This window comes from Neobacillus cucumis, from assembly GCF_016908975.1.
GTDB lineage: Bacteria > Bacillota > Bacilli > Bacillales > Cytobacillaceae > Neobacillus > Neobacillus cucumis.
On record NZ_JAFBEX010000007.1, the window covers coordinates 62,700 to 84,715 of the forward strand.

Genomic DNA, 22,016 nt, shown 5'->3' on the forward strand with positions numbered 1-22,016 from the left:
TTTCCTGAAGGTATATTTTTAATGCAGAAGCTAATTTTAGACAACAAACAATGTGATAAAAAATATAAAAGAAAAGCAGCTCTCTGGATTAGGTCTGCTTCTCTTTGTGTTCCTCTTTTCGTCCACATTCAGACTTCTGCAAGATGGCATCTACAATCTTTAGATTTCCAAGTAGCACTAAGTAGAGGACGGGGTAGGAGAAAGCGGAGAAAAGCAAGTTCCAGTCCTTTCCATAATACATATATCCCATCTTTAGGAATGTCCATTCAAAGCCAGTAGAGGCTATTGACCATATTAATATGTAAGCTGCTGCCCACCACTTGGATTTATCGTATGGATAGAAGTTCAGCATGATGATAGCTGCCGCAGGATACAAACCCATGTTAACAAGTAACGTTGGTGCATCGATAAACCATCTTGAAAAGAATCCATACCAGTCTAACCTGTCTGTCCATCGGTCTACTTTCGTTTGTATAAGCATGCAGGTCACAATAGTTGCATACATTTCAATTGGCTTTAATTTCTTCTTTATACAAATGGCAACTATATTGAAAATAATCACACATAAGAATAAGTACCAGTACCACATAAAAACACCTGGCTTCCTACGTCAACTGTTAATAGGATTCCCAGGTGCTTCTTTTTTTATTTTTCCTTCATCCTTTTCATTTTCGAACAGTTTCCTCCACAAATCTGCTTCGCTACTTTAAGCAGAAAAATCCCAGTATTGGTAGCCTTTGATCTTTTTTATTTATAACTCTTTTTGATCAACATTTAGTTCAATCAAATTACCATCTGGGTCTGCACAGAAAATTTGTGCGAATCCACTTTTTCCGTAAGGTTTTTCAAGGATTTCAACTTCATTTTGTTTTAACCAATTAAGAGTGTCATAGTAGTTCTCGACTCTGAGGGCAAAGTGACCTTCCCTGCTAGATAAGCTTTTATCCTGCCGAATCGTCTGTGAAGAGGGATCGACTATCAAGTGGATTTGCTTTCCCTCTATTTCATACCAGGCACCTGGAAAATCAAAATCAGGACGCGGTATTTCTTTTAAACATAAAGTATTTCCATAAAAATCTTTTGCTCTTTTTAAATTTGTGACAGTAAGACTTACATGATGGAGGCATTTATATTTAATCAAAATCTTCACTCTTTTTCATTTCAATTAATTTTAATTTTTACTTTAGTCGAATATGGCTAAACGTTTTTGGTTTTCGACCATTCGTTTTCTAAAATACTCATTTCCCATAGACTCCAGTATTCATCCCCATTCTTTCTTGAATCTCGAAGTAAACCCTCTTTAATAAATCCTGCTTTTTCGTAACAGGCAATGGCAGAGACATTAAAGTCAAATACCCCAAGACTAACTCTATGTAGTTGAAGTTCATCAAATCCAATTTTAAGGATTTCCTTAATCATTTGCTGACCTATTCCTTTACCTCTTGTATTTTTATCACCGACTAATACTTTTCCAACTCTTGCAGATTTGTTTTTTTTATCAATTTTCCCCAAAGAAATATGACCAATAGTTTTACCCGTATCATTATCAATTACTTTATAAACCAGAGTTTCTGCGTTTTGCATATTGGCATTCTCTATGTACTTCTCTAATTGAGTATCGTTCAATGGATAGTCGAACCCTGGACCTCCCCATTGAAGTAAGAATGAAGGGGAATCAATCCAATTGATAAGTTGTTTGAAATCGTAACTCTCAAAATACTTAAGTTTTACCATAACTACCTTCTCCCTTTACTGAATAAACTCTAATGAAATACTTCCACAAAAATGAGTGAAGCCCTCTTTTTATTGAAGAATTTTAAAGTTATTTTAGTTTACATAATATTATTATTTTTTTAATCAAACACATAAAAAAGTGTCAGGCACCGTTCCTGACACTGCTGAGAAACATTATTCTTTCAAATGCTCAACGAGCCGATTAAGTAAATCGCTTAATAACACTATTTCTTGGTCATTGTAAATATGATAAGTCTTGTCATTAAATTCATTTCGTAACGATTTCAATTGCTCATAAACACCGATTCCTTCCTCTGTTATCTTCACTCGAGTTCGTCTTTTATCTTCGGAGTCTTGAAATAGAGTAACTAAATTGGATTGCTGTAGACGATTGATCATTCCGGTCATATTTTGTTTCGTTACCAGCATTTCTTCTTTTAGTTCACCAATCGAAATGTCTTCTCTTTCAATAATGGTTCTTAGAATGACCCATTGCTGTATGCTATTCAATCCAACCTCCGAAACCATCTTTGCTCCATATCTGTTTAACAGATTGGATATCCTAAGGAAATCTAGAGTAATATTAGTTTTTACATTTACCATACAAACCTCCGTGTCCATTAATTATTGACTATCTTAATGGAGTAGAAAAACTTAGTCAAGTTGTTGACTAAATTGTAATGATAACTTAAACTAATTTAGTCAACATCTTGACAAATTAAAGGATTTTTCCATATTTCTTTCTATTATTTTTAAAATAAAGGAGGCAAAACATGCCAAAAACAACGACAAATCGTAAAATGGTAACCGTTGCGATGCTGGTTGCGATTCTATTAGTCGCGATTGATGTCACGGTTGTCAGTACCGCCATGCCGCGGATTGTCAGTGACCTGAGCGGTTTAAAATTAATCAGCTGGGTATTTGCAATCTATACGCTTACCACTTCTGTAACGACACCTATTTACGGTAAATTATCCGATTTATTCGGACGGAAAAAAGTTTTTATGACAGGGGTTATTTTGTTTGTAGCAGGCTCCATGTTGTCAGGTGCTGCTCATACGATGACTCAATTAATTTGGTTCCGTGCCTTTCAAGGAATTGGTGCTGGTGCGGTGATGCCGTTAACCTTCACCATTATTGGCGACCTTTACCCTGGTGAACAACGTGCCAAAATGCAAGGAGTATTTAGTTCCGTTTGGGGAATTGCTGGTCTTCTTGGCCCATTGGTGGGCGGATTCTTTGTGGACCAAATCAGCTGGCGTTGGATTTTCTACATTAATTTGCCGGTCGGATTAGTATCTCTTGTGTTAATCACTGTCTTCTTCCATGAAACAGTAGAATTGAAAAAGGATCGTAAAATTGATTATCTTGGAGCCATTACTTTTACGATTGGAATTTCAACTCTATTATATGCTCTACTTAATGCTGGTCCAGGACAGAAATATGCCTGGAATTCGACAGCTATTTATACTCTGTTTGCTGTTGCGGTGATCTTTATAGTGCTGTTTGGTTATATTGAAACCAAGGTGAAGGAGCCGATGCTTCCACCATCGTTATTTAAGATTCCCGTAATCCTAGTATCCAATTTTATTGGTTTTCTAGCAAGTGCTGTTCTCATTGGGGTGAATGTTTATTTACCGATGTGGATTCAGACGATTCTTGGACACAGTGCGACGAGCTCAGGACTTACGCTTATGCCAATGTCGATTGCCTGGCCGTTGGGTGCCACTTTTGCCGGACGTTATATGTATAAAATTGGCTCTAAGTTAACTGCGATTCTTGGTGCTGTGTTGATTGCACTCGGTGGAACTTGGTTGCTTGCTGTGGAACTGGATTCACCGTATTGGTATTTTGTAGGGATTATGATTGTCATTGGTCTTGGCATGGGTTACGCGACAACCCCAACAACCGTTCTTGTTCAATCGGCGGTTGGCTGGCAAATGCGTGGTGCGGCAACCGCATCCAACACCTTTACTAGGTCGATTGGTCAAACGGTCGGAGTTGCAGTCTTTGGAACCATTTTTAATAACTCTATTATTACTTATGGAAAAGAACATGCAGCCGGTGGGTGGAGCGGAGGAGGCAATATTAGTAATGTCTTAAGCTCTGATACCCTTAATAAGCTGCCTGCTAACGTCGTGAATATGATCCATGAGGCGCTCGCGCATGGAATGCACCTTGTGTTTATTCTTGTGTTCTTTATCGGGCTCGCTAACCTCGTTTGTACGTTTTTCTTACCTTCACACCAGAAGGTAATGGAGCAGCAAAAGCAAGTCCAACATTAAACGGAAAGCCGCCAATTTGGCGGCTTCTTTTTTTATTTGCTAGAAATCGTTAAAGTCAGTCAGGGGTTTGGGACCACTCTTATCTACCGGAACTCGCGAATCTTCCATCCTTCGGGAGTTATGAACCCCTCATATCTACCGTAATTCGTGAATCATTCATCCTTCGGGGGTTTTGAACTGCTCTTATCTACCATAACTTGCGAATCGTTCATCCTTCGGGGGTTATGAACTGCTCTTATCTACCATAACTCGCGAATCGTTCATCCTTCGGGAGTTATGAACCGCTCTTATCTACCATAACTCGCGAATCATTCATCCTTCGGGGGTTTTGAACTGCTCTTATCTGTCGAATTCTACTTCCTTTTTTATAATCCGATTCCAAAGGTAGATTTCATTCTTTCTCTAAGACTAGTGAGATAAGCTTCACTTACACAACCTGTGCCGCCTCGAAGATTTTCCTCCAGATATTCAGAAGGCGGGGCTGTTTCTGCCTCTTTGTTTACCACTGTGAAGGTTAAGACATCTTCAACTATTTTTCCGTTTAAATTAATGTCCACAAAGGTCGGTCGATAGAAGCCGGCACTAACCCCTTCTCGTTGATACAAATAATCAAGACATGCAGAATTGACTTCGTATACTTTACCTTCGACGATTCCGCCCTCTTCCACAATATCTGCACGACCGCCATCATATGCCCTTCTTGTAAATCTAAGTGAGAATCCACTCAGGATACCACATCCTTTCACATTTTGAAAAAAATGATTCTTATTGCGAAGCTTAAAGCGTACGCCATCCATGCAGCTTCCATAGGCAAAATATAGGATGGTTTATTTCTGTTGTTCATATAGGTATAGTTTCCAATCACCCGATGAGATAGGAATTCTCAACATATGCTCATTATGCTTAGCTATGAAATATAAATAGGCTTCTATTTTACCAGTATCATAAAAAACAACTTGCTTTTTACGGTTGTATAAGCTATTTCGATCATTTGGTCGGTAATCTTCCAATTCATCTAGCCTATGCAGCTGTTCTTCGGATACAAGATATAATTCACCATAGACTATATCGTTCATTGATTCCTTCATTGCTGGGTAACCGAGACCTGTATCAAAAAGACGTCCATTCGTCCATGCCTGCCGGGCAATCAGGGTAGCCTCCTTCAGTAAATAGTGATTACTTTCATTTAGTCTTAAGGTTCCATACACAAACACATAAATGTTGTTCATCTGACTTCCCTCCTATTGTTCAATTCCTTTATTCAATTATCAGTACCAATTAACTCTACCCCTAAATTTTTTTACATTATTAAACATTTATACCTATTAATATACAACGTTAGTATGTAACCAGTCTTGAACTACACTTTATGATATACTAGTAGACAAAAAACTGACTCAAAAAAAGAGTTGTCATTTAACGACCTTTTGAGTCAGCATCATCCATTCCTCTTAAAAATTCATTTTCGACTGTCCGCCATCCACATTGATACTCGCACCTACAATCCATGTTGCTTTTACGGAGGATAGAAACAGCGCCACATTGGCGATTTCCTCCGGGGTGCCAAATCGGCCAGCTGGAATTTCTTTTTTCACGAATTCTTTAATGCCTTCCGGATCTGCTTCGATGCGTTTTTGCCAGTTGGCCGTTTCATGCAAGATGCTTCCGGGCGCGATACTGTTAACCCTAATTCCATATGGGATTACCTCATCTGCCAACGATTTCGTAAAACTGATTAGTGCGGACTTGGCATTATTATAAGTAACTTTCCCTCCGCTTTCCCTTCCATAAATAGATGTAACATTGATAATTGAACCCGATTGCTGCTTTTTCATATGCTCCACAGCCAACTTGCTTAAATGGACTGCTGAAAAATAATTCAGCTCCATAGCCTGATAGAACAAATCCATTTCCGTTTCTGATGCTTTCCCGCCATTGCTCCCGCCGGCATTATTAATTAGGATGTCAATCGTTCCGTATTGTTCTATAACCGATTGAAACATTCTTCCACGTTCGTCCTCTTTAGTGATATCCGCTTGGAAAATAGAAACGCTGCCCCCTAGCTCTTGTTTTACCATTTCTAAAGCTTCCAGCTTTCGAGCTGTTATCGAAACATTTGCTCCCTCCGCCACAAACGCTTTGGCGATGGCTTTGCCAATTCCCTTTGAGCCGCCAGTTATGAGTACATTTTTCCCATTCAATTGCAAGTCCATTTTAAAAGCTCCTTTTCATATAAACTATTATCATTTTAGCGCCTTTATAGAAAAAAATAAAAGACGAAAAAGGGTACCGTCTTCACTTGAAGACAGTACCCCATTCACTTTCAATTATTAAAATCCTCTGTTGTTGTGTAAGTTCGTCGTTTGATTCAAAGAAGTGACCGGCGTTTTGAATGGATCATTTGATCTAATGGTTACGTCTGAATCGTTTTGGTTTACATTGGTATCAACTTGTTGTCCTTCTCCTAGACGGTTTTGTCGGCGTTCCGCCACAACAAGGAATTTACCCTCTTTTACATAGCCTTCGTAACGGTCAGCCTCTTCTTCAGGAATTCCTAATCCAATTAAAACTCCTGCCAATCCACCTACTCCTGCTCCGGCAGCCGCCCCAGTCAGGGTTGCAGCTATTGGTCCAGCCGCTACAATAGGTCCGATACCTGGTATAGCGAGGGCACCTACGCCAGCCAGGAGTCCTAATATCCCACCAAGTGCACCGCCTGTTGCAGCTCCAGTAAGAGCGCTTTTTTCAGTTGTCGTTCCAGTCGTATCATTAATGTCTTTTACAGCGTCTTTGTTTTTCCCGATAACTGAAATATCTTCAGAAGCATAACCTTGTCGTTTTAAATCTTCAACCGCCTGAATAACCTCTTGTTCAGTATCGTAAACTCCCACCAAATGTTTTTCATGTTCGTACATTGAAATTCCTCCTTTGATTGGTAGTCATTATTATAGCTACCCGCCCTGGGGAGGAATGAAACATCTATTCTTAATGCCCATCTGATTTATCATTACACATTTCCAATAACCATAAAATCCAGACAAAGGATTATCCTTATTTTGATAGTCCTTTTAAATTGATTCTAAAAAATGAATAATGTATCCAGCATTTTTACTTTTACTGCAAATTTTTTCTAGTTAACGTTGTTTTGTTGCCGGGTACATAAATAATTGTCTTAACGAACTCAAACGAAATGACAGGTTCTATATCAAATATTTTAGGGGGATAATCATGTTTGGATTGGCTGACATTATAAAATTTCTAATCTCTTTTTTCGTGATCCTGCCTCTCGTTACGATTATTCATCTAAGCGGGCATATTTTTTTCGGTACGCTTTTCGGAGCATCAGAGAAAAAAATCGTAATTGGATCCGGGACAAAGGTATTTTCCTTTTGGAATATTGAGATAAGAAAATACTACTTTTGGAACGGGGCCTGCGAGTTTAAATCGTTAAAGCATGATAACCGTGTCACGAACACCTTCATTTACCTTGGTGGGGCTTTATTCAACCTGACAGGTATTTTTCTGGTATACAGCCTCATTTCTCAAGGAACTCTAGATAAGTCAGTTTTTTGGTATCAGTTTATCTATTTCTCCTTTTATATGCTGTTTTTCTCACTATTTCCAATGTACTTTTCAGATGAATCGCCCAGTGACGGGAAGGCGGCCGTTCTCACATTGAAGAACCAACATGAAAAGAAAATAAGTGACGACATTCAATTCCTGAAAATGGAAGAGCAAAATAAACCAGATGAACGATTTAGAAATGATTCTAAGTAACATCTATGGGTGATTTTTGGTGTCAGGCACCATTTAATTTTTCAACGGTAACTCTCCCTGAAAAAAAAGTGGCTCCTCCGCCCATGTCTGCGATACGATCGGGGGTAAGCGAGTTGACCAGTTGTTTTGTTCCTTTATCTGCTCCCCAAAGGCCTTGAGTTACTGCTACGCCTGGAAGGACGCTGTCACCAACCCTCGCTTTAAGGATACATGCTCCTTGTTCGTTCCAAACTCGGACCTGTTCTCCATTTTGCACGCCTAATTTTTCAGCATCGTAACGATTTAAAACCACTTCAGGCTCTTTTTCGAATCCAACATGCTTTGACTGGTTTGCAAATGTTGAATTTAAAAAATGATGATTCGGCCCCGCTATAAATTGCAAAGGGTGATCAGATTCATTTAGTAAAGGTACATAGGTTGGTAATGGAGGATATCCGTCCCTTTTCATCTTTACAGAATATAGTTCGATTTTTCCGCTCGGTGTTGGGAGCCTGTCAGGAAATTTGGCTCTTGCCTTAAGATAATGATGTTCCTTTAAGGATTCGTAAGTTATTTCTTTCAAATAAGGATTCATGGGATTCACTAGCGATTGCCCAATCAACTCTCCTTCTGTCTCATCAAAAGCCGATTCAGTGAAACCCATTCCTTTAGCCAGTAATCGGAACACATCTACATTTGACTTTGCTTCCTCGAATGGTTCGATTACAGGCTGTTGAAGCTGAATATAATGATGCCAATACGATGTATAGAAATCGGTGTTTTCAAAGGAAGATGTGGCTGGTAAAACAATGTCTGCGTAGTTTGCCGTTTCTGTTAAAAATAAATCATGGACGATAGTAAATAAGTCTTCACGTTTCAATCCTCTTCGAACCTTATTGCCAGCTGGCGCAACAACGGCTGGATTACTCCCATAAACATAGAGCGATTTGACTGGGGGATCTAAAGTGAGCAGGGCTTCTCCGAGCAGGTTCATATTAATCACCCGCGTTTTTTTATTTTTTAACAACTCTGGCCGCTGCAAAATAGTAGTATTATGCGCCAGGTAAGCAGAATTTCCTTTGATAGCCCCTCCTCCTTTTACTAACCACTGTCCTGTTAAAGCAGGAAGGCAGGAAATCGTTCTCACAAACATACCGCCATTGTCGTGGTGCTGCGGGCCATTTCCAATCCGAATAAAGGCAGGGGAGGTTTTCCCATACATCCTTGCCAGTTGAACAATATCCTCTACCGGTATGCCGGTAATGCCTGATACGGTAACAGGGTCATATTGCACAACATGTTCACGCAGTTGCTCATGACCGATTGTATATTGCTTAAGAAATGCGGAATCCACCATGTTCTCGGAAAATAAAATATGCATCAGTCCTAAAGCTAGAGCGGTATCAGTCCCTGGTAAAATAGGAATAAACCAGTCTGCTAATCTTGCAGTTTGATTTTTATGGACATCAATAACAATGATTTTAGCGCCATTTTGTTTCCGGGCTTGTTGGGCAAGAGCTACTTGGTGCATGTTGGTACTTACAGCATTTATCCCCCAAAAAATAAACAGCTTGGTGTGGATGGTATCCTCAGGATCGGTTCCGAAACTTGCGCCCATTGTATATTTATAACCAACTGCACCGGCTGAGTTACAGATACTCCTGTCCAGCTGAGAGGATCCTAAACGATTGAAGAAGCGGCGGTCCATTCCTTCAGCACTTAGGTTTCCCATATTTCCATAAAAGCTGTAGGGCAGAATACTTTCGGCACCCTCGGTTTGCAACAGTTCCTTCCAGCGAGTGGTAATGGTTTCAATAGCTTCCTCCCAGCTTATGCGGACAAACTTCCCTTCTCCTTTCGCACCCATGCGCTTCATTGGATATTTTAGCCGTTTTTCATCATAGATTCGTTCCGACATATTACGTACCTTATTGCAAATAAAACCCTTAGTGACTGGATGATTGGGGTCACCCTCTACCTTGATAATTTTTCCATTCTTCTTATGAAGGAGCAGCCCGCATTGATCCGGGCAATCTAGTGAACAAACCGAAGGGAAAATACCATTTGGGCTATCAACAAAAGAGTTCATAGACGGTCTCCTTTCCATTGGTGTCAGGCACCATTTTGTTAGATTTTACATTAATTCTATTACATAAGTTAGAATAAATCATGCTCAAATTATATTGGATACTGGATTTACGCAAAACGAAATGTTGGTTGTCTAAAGTCGAAGAAGATATTCAAAATGCTCTACAAAATCAGTTAAAAAACCTAAGTCTCTTCAAGCTTTTTTGTATGATTCAACAAAAATGCTAAATAATAAATGAAAGCACAGTTTTATTGATTGAGGTGATATAATGCCAATCCTCGAAGTTGATGAGAGTAGCCTTTACTACACTGTTAAAGGTAAAGGGATTCCAATCATTTGTATTCATCCACCCGTTCTAGCTTCTATAAATTTCATATATCAGTTAGAAGGACTATCTCGTTATTTTCAGGTTATCACCTTTGATATACGAGGACATGGAAGGAGTCCTTTTTCAAGAAAACCTGTTAGCTATCCACTAATAGTTGAGGATATAAAAAAACTAATGGACCATTTGGGTATTAAGCAAGCCTTTTTATGCGGATATTCAACAGGAGCATCTATTCTATTGGAATTTTTGTTATCCACATCAAAAGGGCGTGCTTTAGGTGGAATCATTATTAGTGGAATGTCTGAGGTAAGTGACTGGCGTCTAAAAAACAGAATACGACTTGCTAAAAACCTTGTAAAGATTGGGGCATTGCCTGCTTTAGCTCGTTCAGTATCCAATAGCAATTCAAATACAAAAGAGTTATTCGACAAGATGCTACTAGAAGCAAAAAAAGGTGATGCTAGAAACATCTTGCAATACTATGATTACAGTTTAAACTATAACATTTCCGATCAACTAGAGAACATTACTATGCCAATTTCCCTCATTTATGGTGGAAAAGATAAAACATTTTATCGTTATGCACAACAACTACATACCAAACTACCTCAAAATGAAATAACCTTTGTTGAAGGCATTAAACATCAGGTCCCAACAAAAGCAGCAAGTAAATTGAATCAAGTTATTTATCAATTTATCCAAAACCTTCCAGTAAACAGAGGTGAATAAGCATGGATGTTAAACTATTTCATTTAATAAATTTGCTTTCCGGACGTCATTTAATAATAGATAAATTAATGATACTTATTTCCAAAAAGATGAAATTTGTTTTCTTAATTATTCTAGTGATTTTGCTTTTTAAAAAAAAGAATGCAACTATGGAAGCAGTCTTGTCTATCATGATTTCGTTATTCTTGCATTTTATAATTAAGTTATTTTATTTTAAGCCCCGTCCATTTATAGCAGGGAGAGTAGGTATACTTACCCCTTCTAAGTTCGATTCGTCCTTTCCTAGTAAGCATACTCTACTAACTTTCGCTGTTTCAACAATAGTCCTCTTTAATCAACGCATCCTTGGGTCTATTATGTTGGGGTTTTCTTTTTTAACGGGATTGTCACGAATTTGGGTAGGACATCATTATCCTTCTGACATTGCAGGAAGTGCTGTATTAGGCTCTTTTACAAGTACGATTATTCATAAATTACTTCAAAGGAAATGGCACTAAAAGCTCTTAAGAAAATTGGACTGCCTATGAGGTTTTTGATTTTTTATTGAAAAATGTTGATAAACAATTAGCTGGTTTATTTCAATAAGAAAAGGTGATTGCCTTTTGTATTAGTAATCACCTCCTGTCTTTTCTATTCAATAAAATCTATTTGTACTTATATCTCAATACCAATAAATGCTCAAAAACGTTGATAAAAAAATCGCAATAAATTCAAAAGAAAACCCTTCAAATCCAAATTAAGTGTTTTTATGTTGAAGTTCGAATTCCAACCTTTTTCTTGTGGTGGAAAAGAAGGAACTCATAATAGGATAGAAATAAAGAAATAACGAGCAAATAGGTGGGGAAAGAATAAATCAATTTCCACCCGTGGTATGTAAAGACATGCAATCTTACAATGACAAATTCAAAGCAAATCGCTAAGAGGGACCAACTTAGGATATAAAGAACAATCTTCATTCTCTTTGGTCTAAAGCATTCATAAAAATACACACAAAGATACCCAAAAGGAGCATAGACGCCGCTTAATACCATATCAAACACTTCATACTTCTCTAAATCATTGATTCGATATACATCATAAGGAGATATGGCAGCAATGGTATGGTCGATGATGTTCGGAATGGCCAAACTTAATAGGACAATTAAGTATGAAACTTCAGTAGGCATTTTTTTAGGCAGCCTTACCGTAAAAATACTCAGAACCAGAACAATGATAATGAACCATTCATTTTCATCAAAGTGTTTCGGTAAATATAAAAACATGGGTACCAAAACTCCTCTTAAATAAATTTTCCCCTAAATTTCATCCATAAAAAATAAGAAACGAGTAGAATAAAGGACTTTTCAATAAAAGAAAAGACAATATTCCACTTTACCTCGTGAAGAACTCCCTTTTTGAGCAAAACATATTCATTAAGCATTAAAGTTAATATTGCCACGAAAAGAATGATACATTTTGCTGCTTTTCGATTGAATCTCAACGAAGCCTCAAAAAAGAGCACGATCAAAAGCGGAAAAAGAATTAATCTATCAAAGGCATAAGTCCAAAAATCCCCTATTCTCGTTGATACTTTTATCCAAGTTAAATTCACGTATATGATCCAAGATAACGGATGCATGAGCAGCCATACGACAAGCCAAATAAAAATAATTTCAAAAATATGTATTTTTTTTGGTGTTACATAAAAAGAAATGAGAATTAGTAAAGTGATCGATGAGATGATGGATATATTCATAAACTCCCCTTATTTCAACAAATTATGAGATAAATCAAAAATATTCCATAAAATAATAAGTCACATAATCGAAAATGCCCAAGCTAACAGTGGCTTAGTATGATGGATCCACAAAATAACAAACATAACAAAATCAAAAATCAATGACCACCAAATGTTCCATCCGTAGTAATGATTAATTTCCTTAAAGTGGAGGTTAATGAATTCCAAGATAAAGTAAATGAGAACCCAAAAAAGAATCCAAAAGATTCTTTTACCTTTTTCAATGGGAAATTTCCCTAGATAAATCATAATCGTAGAGGGATAAATGACTGCCATGACTAGGAAACTGATCACTAAATGTCCAAACAATATCTTCTCTCCAAATATCGTTTCTTGATATTGCCACATACGATGGTCATGTAGGATAGTGTTTTTCAAAAGGTCTCCACCAATAAAAAATAAGATAGTAGGGTAATACCTTCTCCAATTTTTCCAATCTCCCCATCTCATAGCTGCAAGTAAAAATAACAACGCCTGGAATAGATGCATTTTGTACCCACCCAACAATTTTTCTTCATTATTATCATTATTTCAATTGAGAAAGAGATTAGTCATAGGAGATTTAATCTAGATGTCTTGAGAGTGAAAAAGAAAAGACCACTCCATTTTGGTGTGATCCCTGAATTAATATGTGCAATTTTTTATGTGATTACCAAGGAAAACCAATTTGAACGTCAATCTCACTCCATTGATTATAAATATATCTTTGATAATAAGGGGTGTAAGGTTAGATACTAATGGTACTTCACACTTAAATCTATGAGATTTTAGGGATAAAATGGAGGTCCCATATATTTATCGGCGACTTTCAGTGATTTATCAGCGATATTCATAGGTTTATCAGCGCTTTTCATCGATTTATCAGCGAAAATCTCAATTTATCAGCGAAATCCATTACAACAAGGAATTACACAGTCAACTCTAAAAGATTCCCTTCTGGATCTTCTATCACGCTCTCATAATATCCGTCCCCAGTCACACGAGGACCATTAACAAGGCGATAACCATCATTTTGTAAACGAGCGGTCATTTCGTTGACGGACTCGCTGCTTCCAAGGGAAATAGCAATATGAGCCCAGCCAATCCTATCATCCTGTTGCGGTTTATTGATGCCTGACTTACACATGATCTCTAAACGTGCCTCTCCGTCAAAGGTCAGAAAATAAGATTCGAATTCCTTAACTTTATTGTGGTACTTTTCATTTGCATTCCCATTAAAGTACGTTACATAAAACTTCTTCATAGCTTCTATATCTTTAACCCAGATTGCCACATGCTCTATCCTCATCTCGTATCTCTCCTTATCCACTAAAAACTAATTAAAGATGTTTAATAAATATCTAACCAAAAAACTTATTAAACATCTTTAATAAGTAGTGTTGATAATATATCATATTCATATACCGAAAGCAATGAAGATTATAGCAGCTACGCTAGTATTTAGATTTTAAGACCAAAGTTTTTAAATAATAAAGTAATAAGCAAAAAAACGGAGAATGTGTTCATTCTCCGTTTTTGCTTTAATTAATATGAAATCTATCCTGCTTTCTCGACTAAACAGTCCTTCTCCCATTTTTCATATTCTTTAGATGCAGTCCAACTCAACCATGATACTAGAATTCTTAATTCATTTGGTCCCACATACCAGTATTCCCAACGCTTCTTTTCTGAATTTTGATAAATCCCTGTTTTGTAGACATAATACATGTGAAACCACCCCTTTTTTCAAATCTATTAATAACAATTTCCAAAATAAACTATTAAAATAAGAATTCTCCATTTATTTGAAAATTCCTGCTAAAGCGTTATCATTTTTATTTGATAATCAAGCGCACTTGTCGCTTCAACGAGAATAATAGTTTTTAGTCACTACTTTTACTAAAATAAGATATAATGATAAAAAAAACCTGAGGTGACTAGAAATTGGATTTTAATTCTGAGACAGAACAACCTATTGAAAAAGACAATGACCAAGAATATAGAACAAGGGAAAACACTACTAGATTAGAAGCTGAAAAGGATGAAGATGAACAAGGATTTAAAAAATGGTTTATGGGAATGAATAAGAAAAACACAGACCATGAGAGCAAAGCTGGAGGATCCTCACCATCTAGGTTCAAATCATCAAAAAAGAAAAAAAAATTGGAGATGTTTTGGGTAAAACTTCTCTTTAAAATCATTTTAGTAGCAGTCGTCTGTTACAACTTCAAATTCATTTTGGACTATATGAAATATCCGATAAGTAATTTTACGCAAATATTATATGTAGTTGGAATTCGTGTAGGAATCAACTTTATTGCCATTTGGATTCTCTTTTATAAGAATGCGATTATAAGATTTTATCTATCCTTAATTGCCATAATTGGATCATTTGCCTATTACTTCTATGTTAATTATACAAATCAAACCTTTTTGGGAGATAACATGATCCCTTCGGCTCTCATGATTTTATCCGTCTTGATGATTATTAATCCTAAAGGAAATTATTATCTGAAAAGTATCGTATGGTTGTTGATTCCGATAGTAGGAATCTATTTTAGTGGTAATAAATTTGCACTTGTATGGGCTCTAATGTTTCATGCAGGATTGCTCCTATTCTTTAGAGTGTCTAAATCAAAAAAATCTAAATCAAAAGGAAAAGAAGAACCAACAAGAAGAAATAAAAAGCAATCTGCTTAATATTTACACTTTTCATCATTGGTATCTCCTATAAGTAGTCAAAAGGATTGAATGAACACAAAAGAAACAGAGGTTCACCCTCTGTTTCTATTTAGAACTAATTATTTTATCTAGCCAATAGATAATAGTCAACACGATTACACAGACAAAAGATACCATACACCAAAAACAAATGGCATGAATCCAAAAAATCTCGGCATAGGTTAAATAACTCGAAAAGATGATTCCTATCGCTAGAAGAATACCGAGAATCTGCTGGCCTATTTTTTCAGAGATAAAAGTAACCTTTAATAACAGACACAACACCATTAAATAGAACACGATTCCCAACACGGAAACCGGCACTGGACCAATTTGTGCATATTGACTCCTATTAACGGTTTGACAATCCCCCACCGGACAAACAAATTTCCCGAGCTGATGGGCAAAATAAATATAGAAGGAAACAGCCCAGCCTATCCCAGAGACGGCTATGCCAACTTTTCTATAAGTGCTGTTCATCCCTTCTTCATCTCTTTCAATGTTTTTATGAATTCGTCTTTATCAAAACCATCTAACCGTTTATAAATTTTTCCCTCTTTATCGATAAAATAAAAAGTTGGAAAGACCTTAATCTTTAAATCCTTTTGAATTTGCTCATCCGCATATACAATGGGAAATGAGAAATTATGTTCTGTTTTAACCTGCAGATATTCTTCCTTACCGCCCTTTCCAATCATCACAAAATTAGCATTTCTTAAAAGATCTTTGTTTTTTTCTAATGTCGGATACGTACTTTGACAAACTTCACAGTCGATACGAGCAATCATCACAACATGGGGCTTCCCTTTCCCAGATGCTAAGACAAACGATTCACCGCTTACCTCTTCTCCTTTAACAGTAGGAAACGCTTCCCCTTCTTTTATTCCTCCCAAATTTAAAAAGGTTTTTGCCATTATACTTGGGTTGTTTAGTGCCCAAATTCCTATGATTGGAATAATGGCCATGAAAAGGATTAAGATCCACCTTTTATTACTTCTCATATTGATACCCCTTTTTCATTTTGCTGCTCCTCCATCCGTTTTTGATAAAACTGAGCATAATGCCCATTTTTATTTAGCAGTTCATGATGAGTCCCTACTTCTACGATTTCCCCTCGGTTTAATACAATAATTTTATCGGAATCTAGGATCGTACTTAAGCGGTGGGCAATCACGATACGGGTACAGGATAGATGGGCCAAATTATCCTGGATCCGCTGTTCTGTCTTTGCATCAAGAGCACTTGTCGCCTCATCCAACAACAAGATTTTCGGTCTATGTGTTAAGGCTCGTGCTAAGGCAATGCGTTGTTTTTGACCTCCGGATATATTACTTCCTGTTTCCGACAGCATGGTTCCATATTGCATCGGCATCCTCAAGATATCCTCGTGTATTTCTGCTAGCTTTGCCGCCTCTAAGACGAGTTCAGGAGACATCTTAGGATGATGAAGAGAGATATTTTCATAGATGGAACGATTGAAAATCGTTGTATGCTGCATGACGACACCCATTTGTTTTCTCAACATCGTTTTATCCAATTGATCTAAATTGACTTGATCAAACGAAATCGAACCTTCCGTTGGCTTATAGAGTCCCAAGAGAAGACAGGCTAATGTACTTTTACCAGACCCCGATGATCCAACGATGGCTACCTTCTCTCCCGACTCGATACAAAGGGAAATATTCCTTAACACGCTTTGACTATATTGATTGTATTGAAAGGTGACGTTGTCGAGCCTGATCTCACCCTTAAGCTCGTGGACATTTCCTTCCTTTCCTTTATCCTGTTCAACAGGAGCACTCAAAATATCCATGATTCGATTAAAATAACGGCCCATAACCGTCATTTGTGTACATGTACTGACTAAAGAATACAGAGGCCCCAAGAATCCCACTGCAAGAGTATAAAAACCAAACATGGTTCCTACTGTCATATTTTCAGAAAGAACCTGCCAAGCCCCCATCCACAAAAGGAACAAGGGTGCCGCAAACTTAAGGGTCGAGTTAATCGTTTCTACATAACTCCCCATGAATCCACGTTTCTCGGCGGCCTTAATTTGGTCTCGGAACAGCTTTGACCATTGTTCATACGCAAGCTTCTCCACCCCTTCTGACTTCACGGATAAAATCCCGTGAATCGATTCGGTTAAAAAGCTGGCCGCTGCTGTTTGACGAATAATTTCTTCTTGCGTCAAACGCTTAATATGTGAATTGCTAATCAGAAGCACAGAGACTTGCATAACACCAATCAACACAATAAACCCTGTCATTAAAAGGGAGTACTTTAACATATAGAGCAAGAACATCAGAACCAATCCGCCGTCTAGTAGCATGCTCACCGTTCGTGAGGAAAGGATTTCACGAATCATCATATTACTATTTGCTCGTAAGATAAGGTCCCCGCTTGTTCTTAACTGAAAAAATTGGTAAGGTAAGCGCAGAAGCCGTTCAAAAAATCGACTCATTAAAAGGACATCTAACTTGTTCTGCAGCTGAACCAAAATTCTTCCGCGAATGAATGAAATAAATAAATAGATAAATATAAGACAAATCATCCCTGTTAGAATCTGAGTCATATAAAGAGAATCTTTTGGTAAAATCACATAATCTAGTAAATAGCGGGTAGCAAATGGAGTAATTAACGCCAGCAATTGGATCCATAATGTCCACACCAGCATGGACGAAACGAGCCAGGATTCGTTTTTGAGTAGCTGGAGATATTGAATCCAGACGGATTGTTTTTTCCACTTTGTAAACAAGGAACCAGGGTACAAGGAGAGAACCGTACCCGAAAAATCCTGTTCCAACTCTTCTCTTGAGAGAACGAGCCGTCCCTTTGCAGGATCGACTATATATATCTTATTTCCTTTCATTCTCTCTAAAACAATAAAGTGATCGCCTCTCCAATGTAAAATCGCCGGTAATCGCAACTGATTCAATTGGTCCAAATGAACCTTATGTCCGTTACTTTCCATCCCAAGGGACCTCGCGATATCACGAAGAGTTTTTAAATTAGTGCCATCACGTCCGCCTCCGCCCCGGTCGCGAAACTCCAGCAAAGGAATCTCGCTTTTATAAAAGGAAAAGACCATCGCAAGGCAGCACAAGCCGCACTCCGATTGTTCCATCTGTTCTACAAAGGGAACTCTTGAACATTTGGAAATTCGGACTGGTTTTTTCGGTATAGCCATTGTCTCATCCATTGCTTATTTCCCTTCTTCCTACCAATCTAGTTCCTCCTAACGTTAAAACAGAAGGAACCGTTTCAGGACTGGCGAGCCTTAATAACCCATAGCCGATTCCAGCCATTCCCGTCATCAGTCCAGGGGTTGTTAATCCCTGTGGAATACCGCAAATCCAGCCGCTCTTTTCTGCTTCCATTAAGACACGAGTTCCACATGCTTGCGCGATTTCCTTCCAAGATTTGTACTCATCGATTTCTCCCGCTAGCAGCATGGCATCTATATTTCCTAAATCACCATGACACAAACAATGTGATACACCGAATCCATTATGGAAAGTTGTGTTTAAAGCAGTCGTGATTTCTTCCCGAAGCTGCTCATCTGGGTATAGCTGAAAAGACATGATTCTCCCCATTGCAATGCCTGCGGCTCCATGACACCATTGGATTGGACTTGTTCCTTTGGAATGCCGAAACTTTTCTGGGCGGGCATCTCTCCAATTCCCAGTTTCTTTATCAAATAATGTTCTCTCAAATGCTAATGATTGTTGGGCAGCTTCTAAGTATTTATCATCGCCGCTGATTTTAGCTATCTCCATTAATGCCCAGGTAAAACCTGCGGCACCATGTGCAAGTCCACCAATTGGAACACAACCTTGATTTTCAAACGCCCAGCCAATCCCTTTCTTCAACGGTTTAGCGTTTGCTAGCAAATGATTGGCTGCCTTTTCTGCCATTTGTAATACCTCTTTGTTTCTCGTTAGGCGATAAAGCCTTAAAGCGACCAAAATGAGCCCCGCCGACCCAGCCAATAGGTCATAAAGCTTATCTGTCTCGATTAGAGGTTCTGCTTTCTTAAGTAATTTGATCGCTTCATCCATCCATTCTGGTTCTTCCATTACTACCGCTAATTGGCTTAGCACATAAGCTCTTGAGGCCAAGCCGTTAAAGGCAGAAATTGATGGTGAGGACATACCCGATTCAAAGTAGCGGTATGCCCCTCTTAATGCTGCCCGTGCGGCTTTATGAAATCTTTCTTCCCCACTCTCTTTCGATAAATAGGCAAAATAAAGCGCCATGCCAAGAACGCCATCATATAGACAATCATCCATTGGGGCGAACAAAAGCTGTTCCGATTCATCTGAACTTAACCCAATCCAACAGATGTCACTACTGTCTTTCCCCCATACAGCTTGTTGTAGTAATTGATCACCGATTTGAACCGATGCATGAATAAACTGTTCTCTACTGGCTATCTTCACCGGTATATTGGTGATATGTTTCATTTTAGGCAGGGTCCTTTTTTCAGAAATCGTAGACATCGATAAGCGAAGAAACTGAATTTGTCGCTCACAATCTTCTGTATCTAACCCCTGTAATCGATCCATTACAAGTTCCATAGCAGATTTCTGATAGAATCTATCAATCGTTTTGCCCCGAATGTCCCATAGGTTTCGGGAGTTCACTCTATTAACAAACATAGGGATATCTCCGCCTAGCATATCAGTTGTTTCAGAGGAAACAAGCCGGATCAGTGACGGTTGGTGTTCTACCGCTCTCCAGAGAAAATCAAACAATTGGACCCGCATAAGTCCATCCTTCAGGTAGTTCGGATGCAAGCTAACGTCAAGAAAAGTAGAGTAATTGTAAGTATTCCGTACCACAGCACGCACCGTGTCATCCGCAAAAGCCATTAATGGTCCCTCTTCTGCTAGGAGTTCCTCCCGATGATGAGTCAAAAGATGGTACGCTTGCTGAAATCCTTGAACAATCCCTTCTATATAATCCTCCGCTTTTATCTCTTCTCCCTTTAGCTTCGGACGATTACGGCCGCCTTTTAGAAATCCTTTTGTTTTTACTAGTTTCATTTCATCTGTTCCAATATTTTCATAGCGATAAACAGGTCTAGGAAGTTCCTGGCCTCCTTTCCCCCCAATGGCGCTCACTTCCACTCCTCGGAAGTCACCCGATTTAAATAGGGAAACCGGCAGCATTCCCGATCTTAAGATGGATTGGTTAAGTATTTGGACTGCATGGAAGAATCCGCTTTCTTCATTTCCTGTAAGTGGGACGATATTTTGAAACAATGCCTCTACATCAATTAAGAAAGGATGCTCACCACTAGCCAATACATTTTCAAGATGGAAATCAGTAGCATAAAGCAGATAAAGTACCATTAAATAACTGCCCATTCGTTGATAAAAACGGTTTATTTGATCTTTCGTTTGACACTCCTTGTATTCCACCCATTCTTCCCATCCATAGTCCAAACGAGATAGTATCTTAAGTGTTTGAAATTGCGGATTGGATCCCTTTTCGTTCATCCAGGTTAGGAAGTCTTGAAAATGAAGGTCAGTAGCTAACGATCTTGGTTTATAAACTAGACGGGCTCCAGAAGAAAAATGGAAAATCATTACACTCCGGCCGTGGTTATGATAATCTCCTTCCATCGTATCAATGTGTAATAACTCCTCAAAATCCCCTTCAAACATTTGGACGATGGCTGGATAATCCCAAAAAAAACGACTGATGGTCTCATGAATGGAATTCACTAAATTCATAGTGCCTTCCGCCAATAAGCGGGCTAGGGTTGGATATTGCTGGAGAAGTTGGTAGATGTTTTGTTTCCCATTCAGTTTCTTATTAACAAAAAATTCAAACCGAGCCTCTGGTGTGTTTCCGACTAACTGATTGGAAAGACGGGCTACATTCAATTCATACACCAGTGTTCTCCCTGCTTTTGCATGAACATGCTGATGAACTGCCTTCATGAGGATGGGAATGATAATAGAGATATTGAAGGGCAAGTTGGGTTGCTTTGTTTGCCATATCTTATATTTTGCTAACATTTGTGCTCGGGCCCAGTTCATAAAAGGAACCATAAAGGAGTAAAAAGGGGATTGGGATTGGTCAATTTGGCTTATATCTTCATCTGTTAACTCATTTTCTAAAGAATATATATCCTCTAACGTCCTAAACCAATCCGTTTCTCTATATTCAAACGGTTTGCTCGAACCACCGAGAATGTTGAGAAAATCTTTGTAGTTCAAACCGTCTTCTTTCAATCTAAAATGGAGTAGATCCATAGGTAATCCCGTACGTCCGCACCACTGTTGAACCTGTTGTTCTCCGTCTTTTTCAAGGGTGGTGTCATCGATTTTTCGTTCTGTTAAATATAAGGCAGAGTCCCAATTTAGTAAATTTGTTTCCGAAGTTTTTAATACCATTTATCTCACTCTTTTCCCTTCCATCATTACTTCGTATCACATGGATGTAGATCAATTGTATTTATTAAAATTTTCCAAAAATTCAATAATAAGGATAGCAAAATACAAACCCATCACTTATAATTACAATGTTAAGGACCATTTACCCCAATTTAGTCGGGAAATTGGAGTAAATGGGTGAATGGTATTGATTCTTTATTCTTACCTAAAT

The 22,016-nt window shown here is 38.1% G+C and carries 22 protein-coding genes; 5 read left to right on the forward strand and 17 right to left on the reverse strand.

Annotated elements, in window-relative coordinates:
- Positions 1-88: 88 nt before the first annotated feature.
- The 4 genes from JOC76_RS10665 to JOC76_RS10680 all read right to left on the reverse strand — a co-directional run bounded on the left by JOC76_RS10665 (position 89) and on the right by JOC76_RS10680 (position 2,337).
- Positions 89-589 carry a CBO0543 family protein gene (locus JOC76_RS10665; RefSeq protein ID WP_205177597.1) on the reverse strand — a complete coding sequence of 167 codons (501 nt, stop codon included), beginning with the start codon at positions 587-589 and terminating at the stop codon, positions 89-91.
- Between the two features lie 162 nt (positions 590-751).
- Positions 752-1,141 (reverse strand): VOC family protein, encoded by a 390-nt coding sequence (locus JOC76_RS10670; protein ID WP_205177598.1) that lies wholly within the window; start codon positions 1,139-1,141, stop codon positions 752-754.
- 56 nt (positions 1,142-1,197) lie between these two features.
- Positions 1,198-1,734 (reverse strand): GNAT family N-acetyltransferase, encoded by a 537-nt coding sequence (locus tag JOC76_RS10675; RefSeq protein WP_205177599.1) that lies wholly within the window; start codon positions 1,732-1,734, stop codon positions 1,198-1,200.
- Between the two features lie 174 nt (positions 1,735-1,908).
- Positions 1,909-2,337: a MarR family winged helix-turn-helix transcriptional regulator gene (locus tag JOC76_RS10680; RefSeq protein WP_205177600.1), complete on the reverse strand. Its 429-nt coding sequence runs from the start codon at positions 2,335-2,337 to the stop codon at positions 1,909-1,911.
- 170 nt (positions 2,338-2,507) lie between these two features.
- Between JOC76_RS10680 and JOC76_RS10685 the strand changes: the two genes are divergently transcribed.
- Positions 2,508-4,019, forward strand: coding sequence for an MDR family MFS transporter (locus tag JOC76_RS10685; protein WP_239557674.1), 1,512 nt, complete (start codon positions 2,508-2,510; stop codon positions 4,017-4,019).
- Positions 4,020-4,384: 365 nt separating this feature from the next.
- Here JOC76_RS10685 and JOC76_RS10690 read toward each other — a convergent pair whose 3' ends face one another.
- The 4 genes from JOC76_RS10690 to JOC76_RS10705 form a co-directional block, all read right to left on the reverse strand.
- Positions 4,385-4,843 (reverse strand): gamma-glutamylcyclotransferase family protein, encoded by a 459-nt coding sequence (locus JOC76_RS10690; protein WP_307784715.1) that lies wholly within the window; start codon positions 4,841-4,843, stop codon positions 4,385-4,387.
- Between the two features lie 3 nt (positions 4,844-4,846).
- On the reverse strand, positions 4,847-5,248 hold the full coding sequence (locus JOC76_RS10695) for a gamma-glutamylcyclotransferase family protein (protein ID WP_205177602.1): 402 nt from the start codon (positions 5,246-5,248) through the stop codon (positions 4,847-4,849).
- 222 nt (positions 5,249-5,470) lie between these two features.
- Positions 5,471-6,232, reverse strand: coding sequence for an SDR family NAD(P)-dependent oxidoreductase (locus JOC76_RS10700; protein ID WP_205177603.1), 762 nt, complete (start codon positions 6,230-6,232; stop codon positions 5,471-5,473).
- 117 nt (positions 6,233-6,349) lie between these two features.
- The gene (locus JOC76_RS10705) at positions 6,350-6,934 is read right to left on the reverse strand and encodes a general stress protein (protein WP_205177604.1); all 585 of its coding nucleotides are present in this window, start codon (positions 6,932-6,934) and stop codon (positions 6,350-6,352) included.
- A gap of 313 nt (positions 6,935-7,247) precedes the next feature.
- On the opposite strand from JOC76_RS10705, the gene JOC76_RS10710 reads away from it, so the two are divergent.
- Entirely contained in the window at positions 7,248-7,796 is a 549-nt protein-coding gene (locus JOC76_RS10710; protein WP_205177605.1) for a hypothetical protein, read from the forward strand.
- Positions 7,797-7,818: 22 nt separating this feature from the next.
- Here the strand turns inward: JOC76_RS10710 and JOC76_RS10715 are convergent, their stop codons facing one another.
- Complete coding sequence (locus tag JOC76_RS10715; protein ID WP_205177606.1) at positions 7,819-9,864, reverse strand: molybdopterin-containing oxidoreductase family protein; 2,046 nt, start codon at positions 9,862-9,864, stop codon at positions 7,819-7,821.
- 268 nt (positions 9,865-10,132) lie between these two features.
- On the opposite strand from JOC76_RS10715, the gene JOC76_RS10720 reads away from it, so the two are divergent.
- The gene (locus tag JOC76_RS10720) at positions 10,133-10,921 is read left to right on the forward strand and encodes an alpha/beta fold hydrolase (protein ID WP_205177607.1); all 789 of its coding nucleotides are present in this window, start codon (positions 10,133-10,135) and stop codon (positions 10,919-10,921) included.
- Between the two features lie 2 nt (positions 10,922-10,923).
- On the forward strand, positions 10,924-11,418 hold the full coding sequence (locus tag JOC76_RS10725) for an undecaprenyl-diphosphatase (protein WP_205177608.1): 495 nt from the start codon (positions 10,924-10,926) through the stop codon (positions 11,416-11,418).
- A 249-nt stretch (positions 11,419-11,667) separates the two neighbouring features.
- Here the strand turns inward: JOC76_RS10725 and JOC76_RS10730 are convergent, their stop codons facing one another.
- The 4 genes from JOC76_RS10730 to JOC76_RS10745 all read right to left on the reverse strand — a co-directional run bounded on the left by JOC76_RS10730 (position 11,668) and on the right by JOC76_RS10745 (position 14,405).
- Positions 11,668-12,183: a hypothetical protein gene (locus JOC76_RS10730; RefSeq protein ID WP_205177609.1), complete on the reverse strand. Its 516-nt coding sequence runs from the start codon at positions 12,181-12,183 to the stop codon at positions 11,668-11,670.
- A gap of 533 nt (positions 12,184-12,716) precedes the next feature.
- Positions 12,717-13,187: a CBO0543 family protein gene (locus JOC76_RS10735; protein ID WP_205177610.1), complete on the reverse strand. Its 471-nt coding sequence runs from the start codon at positions 13,185-13,187 to the stop codon at positions 12,717-12,719.
- 418 nt (positions 13,188-13,605) lie between these two features.
- Positions 13,606-13,986, reverse strand: coding sequence for a VOC family protein (locus JOC76_RS10740; RefSeq protein ID WP_205177611.1), 381 nt, complete (start codon positions 13,984-13,986; stop codon positions 13,606-13,608).
- A 248-nt stretch (positions 13,987-14,234) separates the two neighbouring features.
- A complete protein-coding gene (locus JOC76_RS10745) occupies positions 14,235-14,405 on the reverse strand; it encodes a hypothetical protein (RefSeq protein ID WP_205177612.1) in 171 nt (56 codons plus the stop codon).
- A gap of 216 nt (positions 14,406-14,621) precedes the next feature.
- Here JOC76_RS10745 and JOC76_RS10750 point away from each other — a divergent pair, with 216 nt between their 5' ends.
- Complete coding sequence (locus JOC76_RS10750; RefSeq protein WP_205177613.1) at positions 14,622-15,377, forward strand: hypothetical protein; 756 nt, start codon at positions 14,622-14,624, stop codon at positions 15,375-15,377.
- Between the two features lie 87 nt (positions 15,378-15,464).
- Here the strand turns inward: JOC76_RS10750 and JOC76_RS10755 are convergent, their stop codons facing one another.
- Genes JOC76_RS10755 through JOC76_RS10770 form a run of 4 tightly spaced genes read right to left on the reverse strand, consistent with a single transcriptional unit; the run spans position 15,465 to position 21,805 of the window.
- Positions 15,465-15,878, reverse strand: a complete 414-nt coding sequence (locus tag JOC76_RS10755; RefSeq protein WP_205177614.1) for a vitamin K epoxide reductase family protein — start codon at positions 15,876-15,878, stop codon at positions 15,465-15,467.
- A complete protein-coding gene (locus tag JOC76_RS10760) occupies positions 15,875-16,399 on the reverse strand; it encodes a TlpA family protein disulfide reductase (protein ID WP_205177615.1) in 525 nt (174 codons plus the stop codon). Before JOC76_RS10760 ends, JOC76_RS10755 begins: the two co-directional genes overlap by 4 nt.
- Positions 16,396-18,600 (reverse strand): peptidase domain-containing ABC transporter, encoded by a 2,205-nt coding sequence (locus JOC76_RS10765; RefSeq protein ID WP_205177616.1) that lies wholly within the window; start codon positions 18,598-18,600, stop codon positions 16,396-16,398. Before JOC76_RS10765 ends, JOC76_RS10760 begins: the two co-directional genes overlap by 4 nt.
- Positions 18,593-21,805 (reverse strand): type 2 lanthipeptide synthetase LanM family protein, encoded by a 3,213-nt coding sequence (locus JOC76_RS10770; RefSeq protein ID WP_205177617.1) that lies wholly within the window; start codon positions 21,803-21,805, stop codon positions 18,593-18,595. The genes JOC76_RS10765 and JOC76_RS10770 overlap by 8 nt, the downstream gene beginning before the upstream one ends.
- Between the last annotated feature and the right edge of the window lie 211 nt (positions 21,806-22,016).

What these genes read in the sequence shown, in the direction of transcription:
- JOC76_RS10665 (WP_205177597.1), bottom strand. Translation starts at nt 589, where the DNA reads ATGTGGTACTGGTACTTATTCTTATGTGTGATTATTTTCAATATAGTT.
- JOC76_RS10675 (WP_205177599.1), bottom strand. Translation starts at nt 1,734, where the DNA reads ATGGTAAAACTTAAGTATTTTGAGAGTTACGATTTCAAACAACTTATC.
- JOC76_RS10680 (WP_205177600.1), bottom strand. Translation starts at nt 2,337, where the DNA reads ATGGTAAATGTAAAAACTAATATTACTCTAGATTTCCTTAGGATATCC.
- JOC76_RS10685 (WP_239557674.1), top strand. Translation starts at nt 2,508, where the DNA reads ATGCCAAAAACAACGACAAATCGTAAAATGGTAACCGTTGCGATGCTG.
- JOC76_RS10695 (WP_205177602.1), bottom strand. Translation starts at nt 5,248, where the DNA reads ATGAACAACATTTATGTGTTTGTGTATGGAACCTTAAGACTAAATGAA.
- JOC76_RS10700 (WP_205177603.1), bottom strand. Translation starts at nt 6,232, where the DNA reads ATGGACTTGCAATTGAATGGGAAAAATGTACTCATAACTGGCGGCTCA.
- JOC76_RS10705 (WP_205177604.1), bottom strand. Translation starts at nt 6,934, where the DNA reads ATGTACGAACATGAAAAACATTTGGTGGGAGTTTACGATACTGAACAA.
- JOC76_RS10710 (WP_205177605.1), top strand. Translation starts at nt 7,248, where the DNA reads ATGTTTGGATTGGCTGACATTATAAAATTTCTAATCTCTTTTTTCGTG.
- JOC76_RS10715 (WP_205177606.1), bottom strand. Translation starts at nt 9,864, where the DNA reads ATGAACTCTTTTGTTGATAGCCCAAATGGTATTTTCCCTTCGGTTTGT.
- JOC76_RS10720 (WP_205177607.1), top strand. Translation starts at nt 10,133, where the DNA reads ATGCCAATCCTCGAAGTTGATGAGAGTAGCCTTTACTACACTGTTAAA.
- JOC76_RS10725 (WP_205177608.1), top strand. Translation starts at nt 10,924, where the DNA reads ATGGATGTTAAACTATTTCATTTAATAAATTTGCTTTCCGGACGTCAT.
- JOC76_RS10730 (WP_205177609.1), bottom strand. Translation starts at nt 12,183, where the DNA reads ATGTTTTTATATTTACCGAAACACTTTGATGAAAATGAATGGTTCATT.
- JOC76_RS10735 (WP_205177610.1), bottom strand. Translation starts at nt 13,187, where the DNA reads ATGCATCTATTCCAGGCGTTGTTATTTTTACTTGCAGCTATGAGATGG.
- JOC76_RS10740 (WP_205177611.1), bottom strand. Translation starts at nt 13,986, where the DNA reads ATGAGGATAGAGCATGTGGCAATCTGGGTTAAAGATATAGAAGCTATG.
- JOC76_RS10745 (WP_205177612.1), bottom strand. Translation starts at nt 14,405, where the DNA reads ATGTATTATGTCTACAAAACAGGGATTTATCAAAATTCAGAAAAGAAG.
- JOC76_RS10755 (WP_205177614.1), bottom strand. Translation starts at nt 15,878, where the DNA reads ATGAACAGCACTTATAGAAAAGTTGGCATAGCCGTCTCTGGGATAGGC.
- JOC76_RS10760 (WP_205177615.1), bottom strand. Translation starts at nt 16,399, where the DNA reads ATGAGAAGTAATAAAAGGTGGATCTTAATCCTTTTCATGGCCATTATT.
- JOC76_RS10765 (WP_205177616.1), bottom strand. Translation starts at nt 18,600, where the DNA reads ATGGATGAGACAATGGCTATACCGAAAAAACCAGTCCGAATTTCCAAA.
- JOC76_RS10770 (WP_205177617.1), bottom strand. Translation starts at nt 21,805, where the DNA reads ATGGTATTAAAAACTTCGGAAACAAATTTACTAAATTGGGACTCTGCC.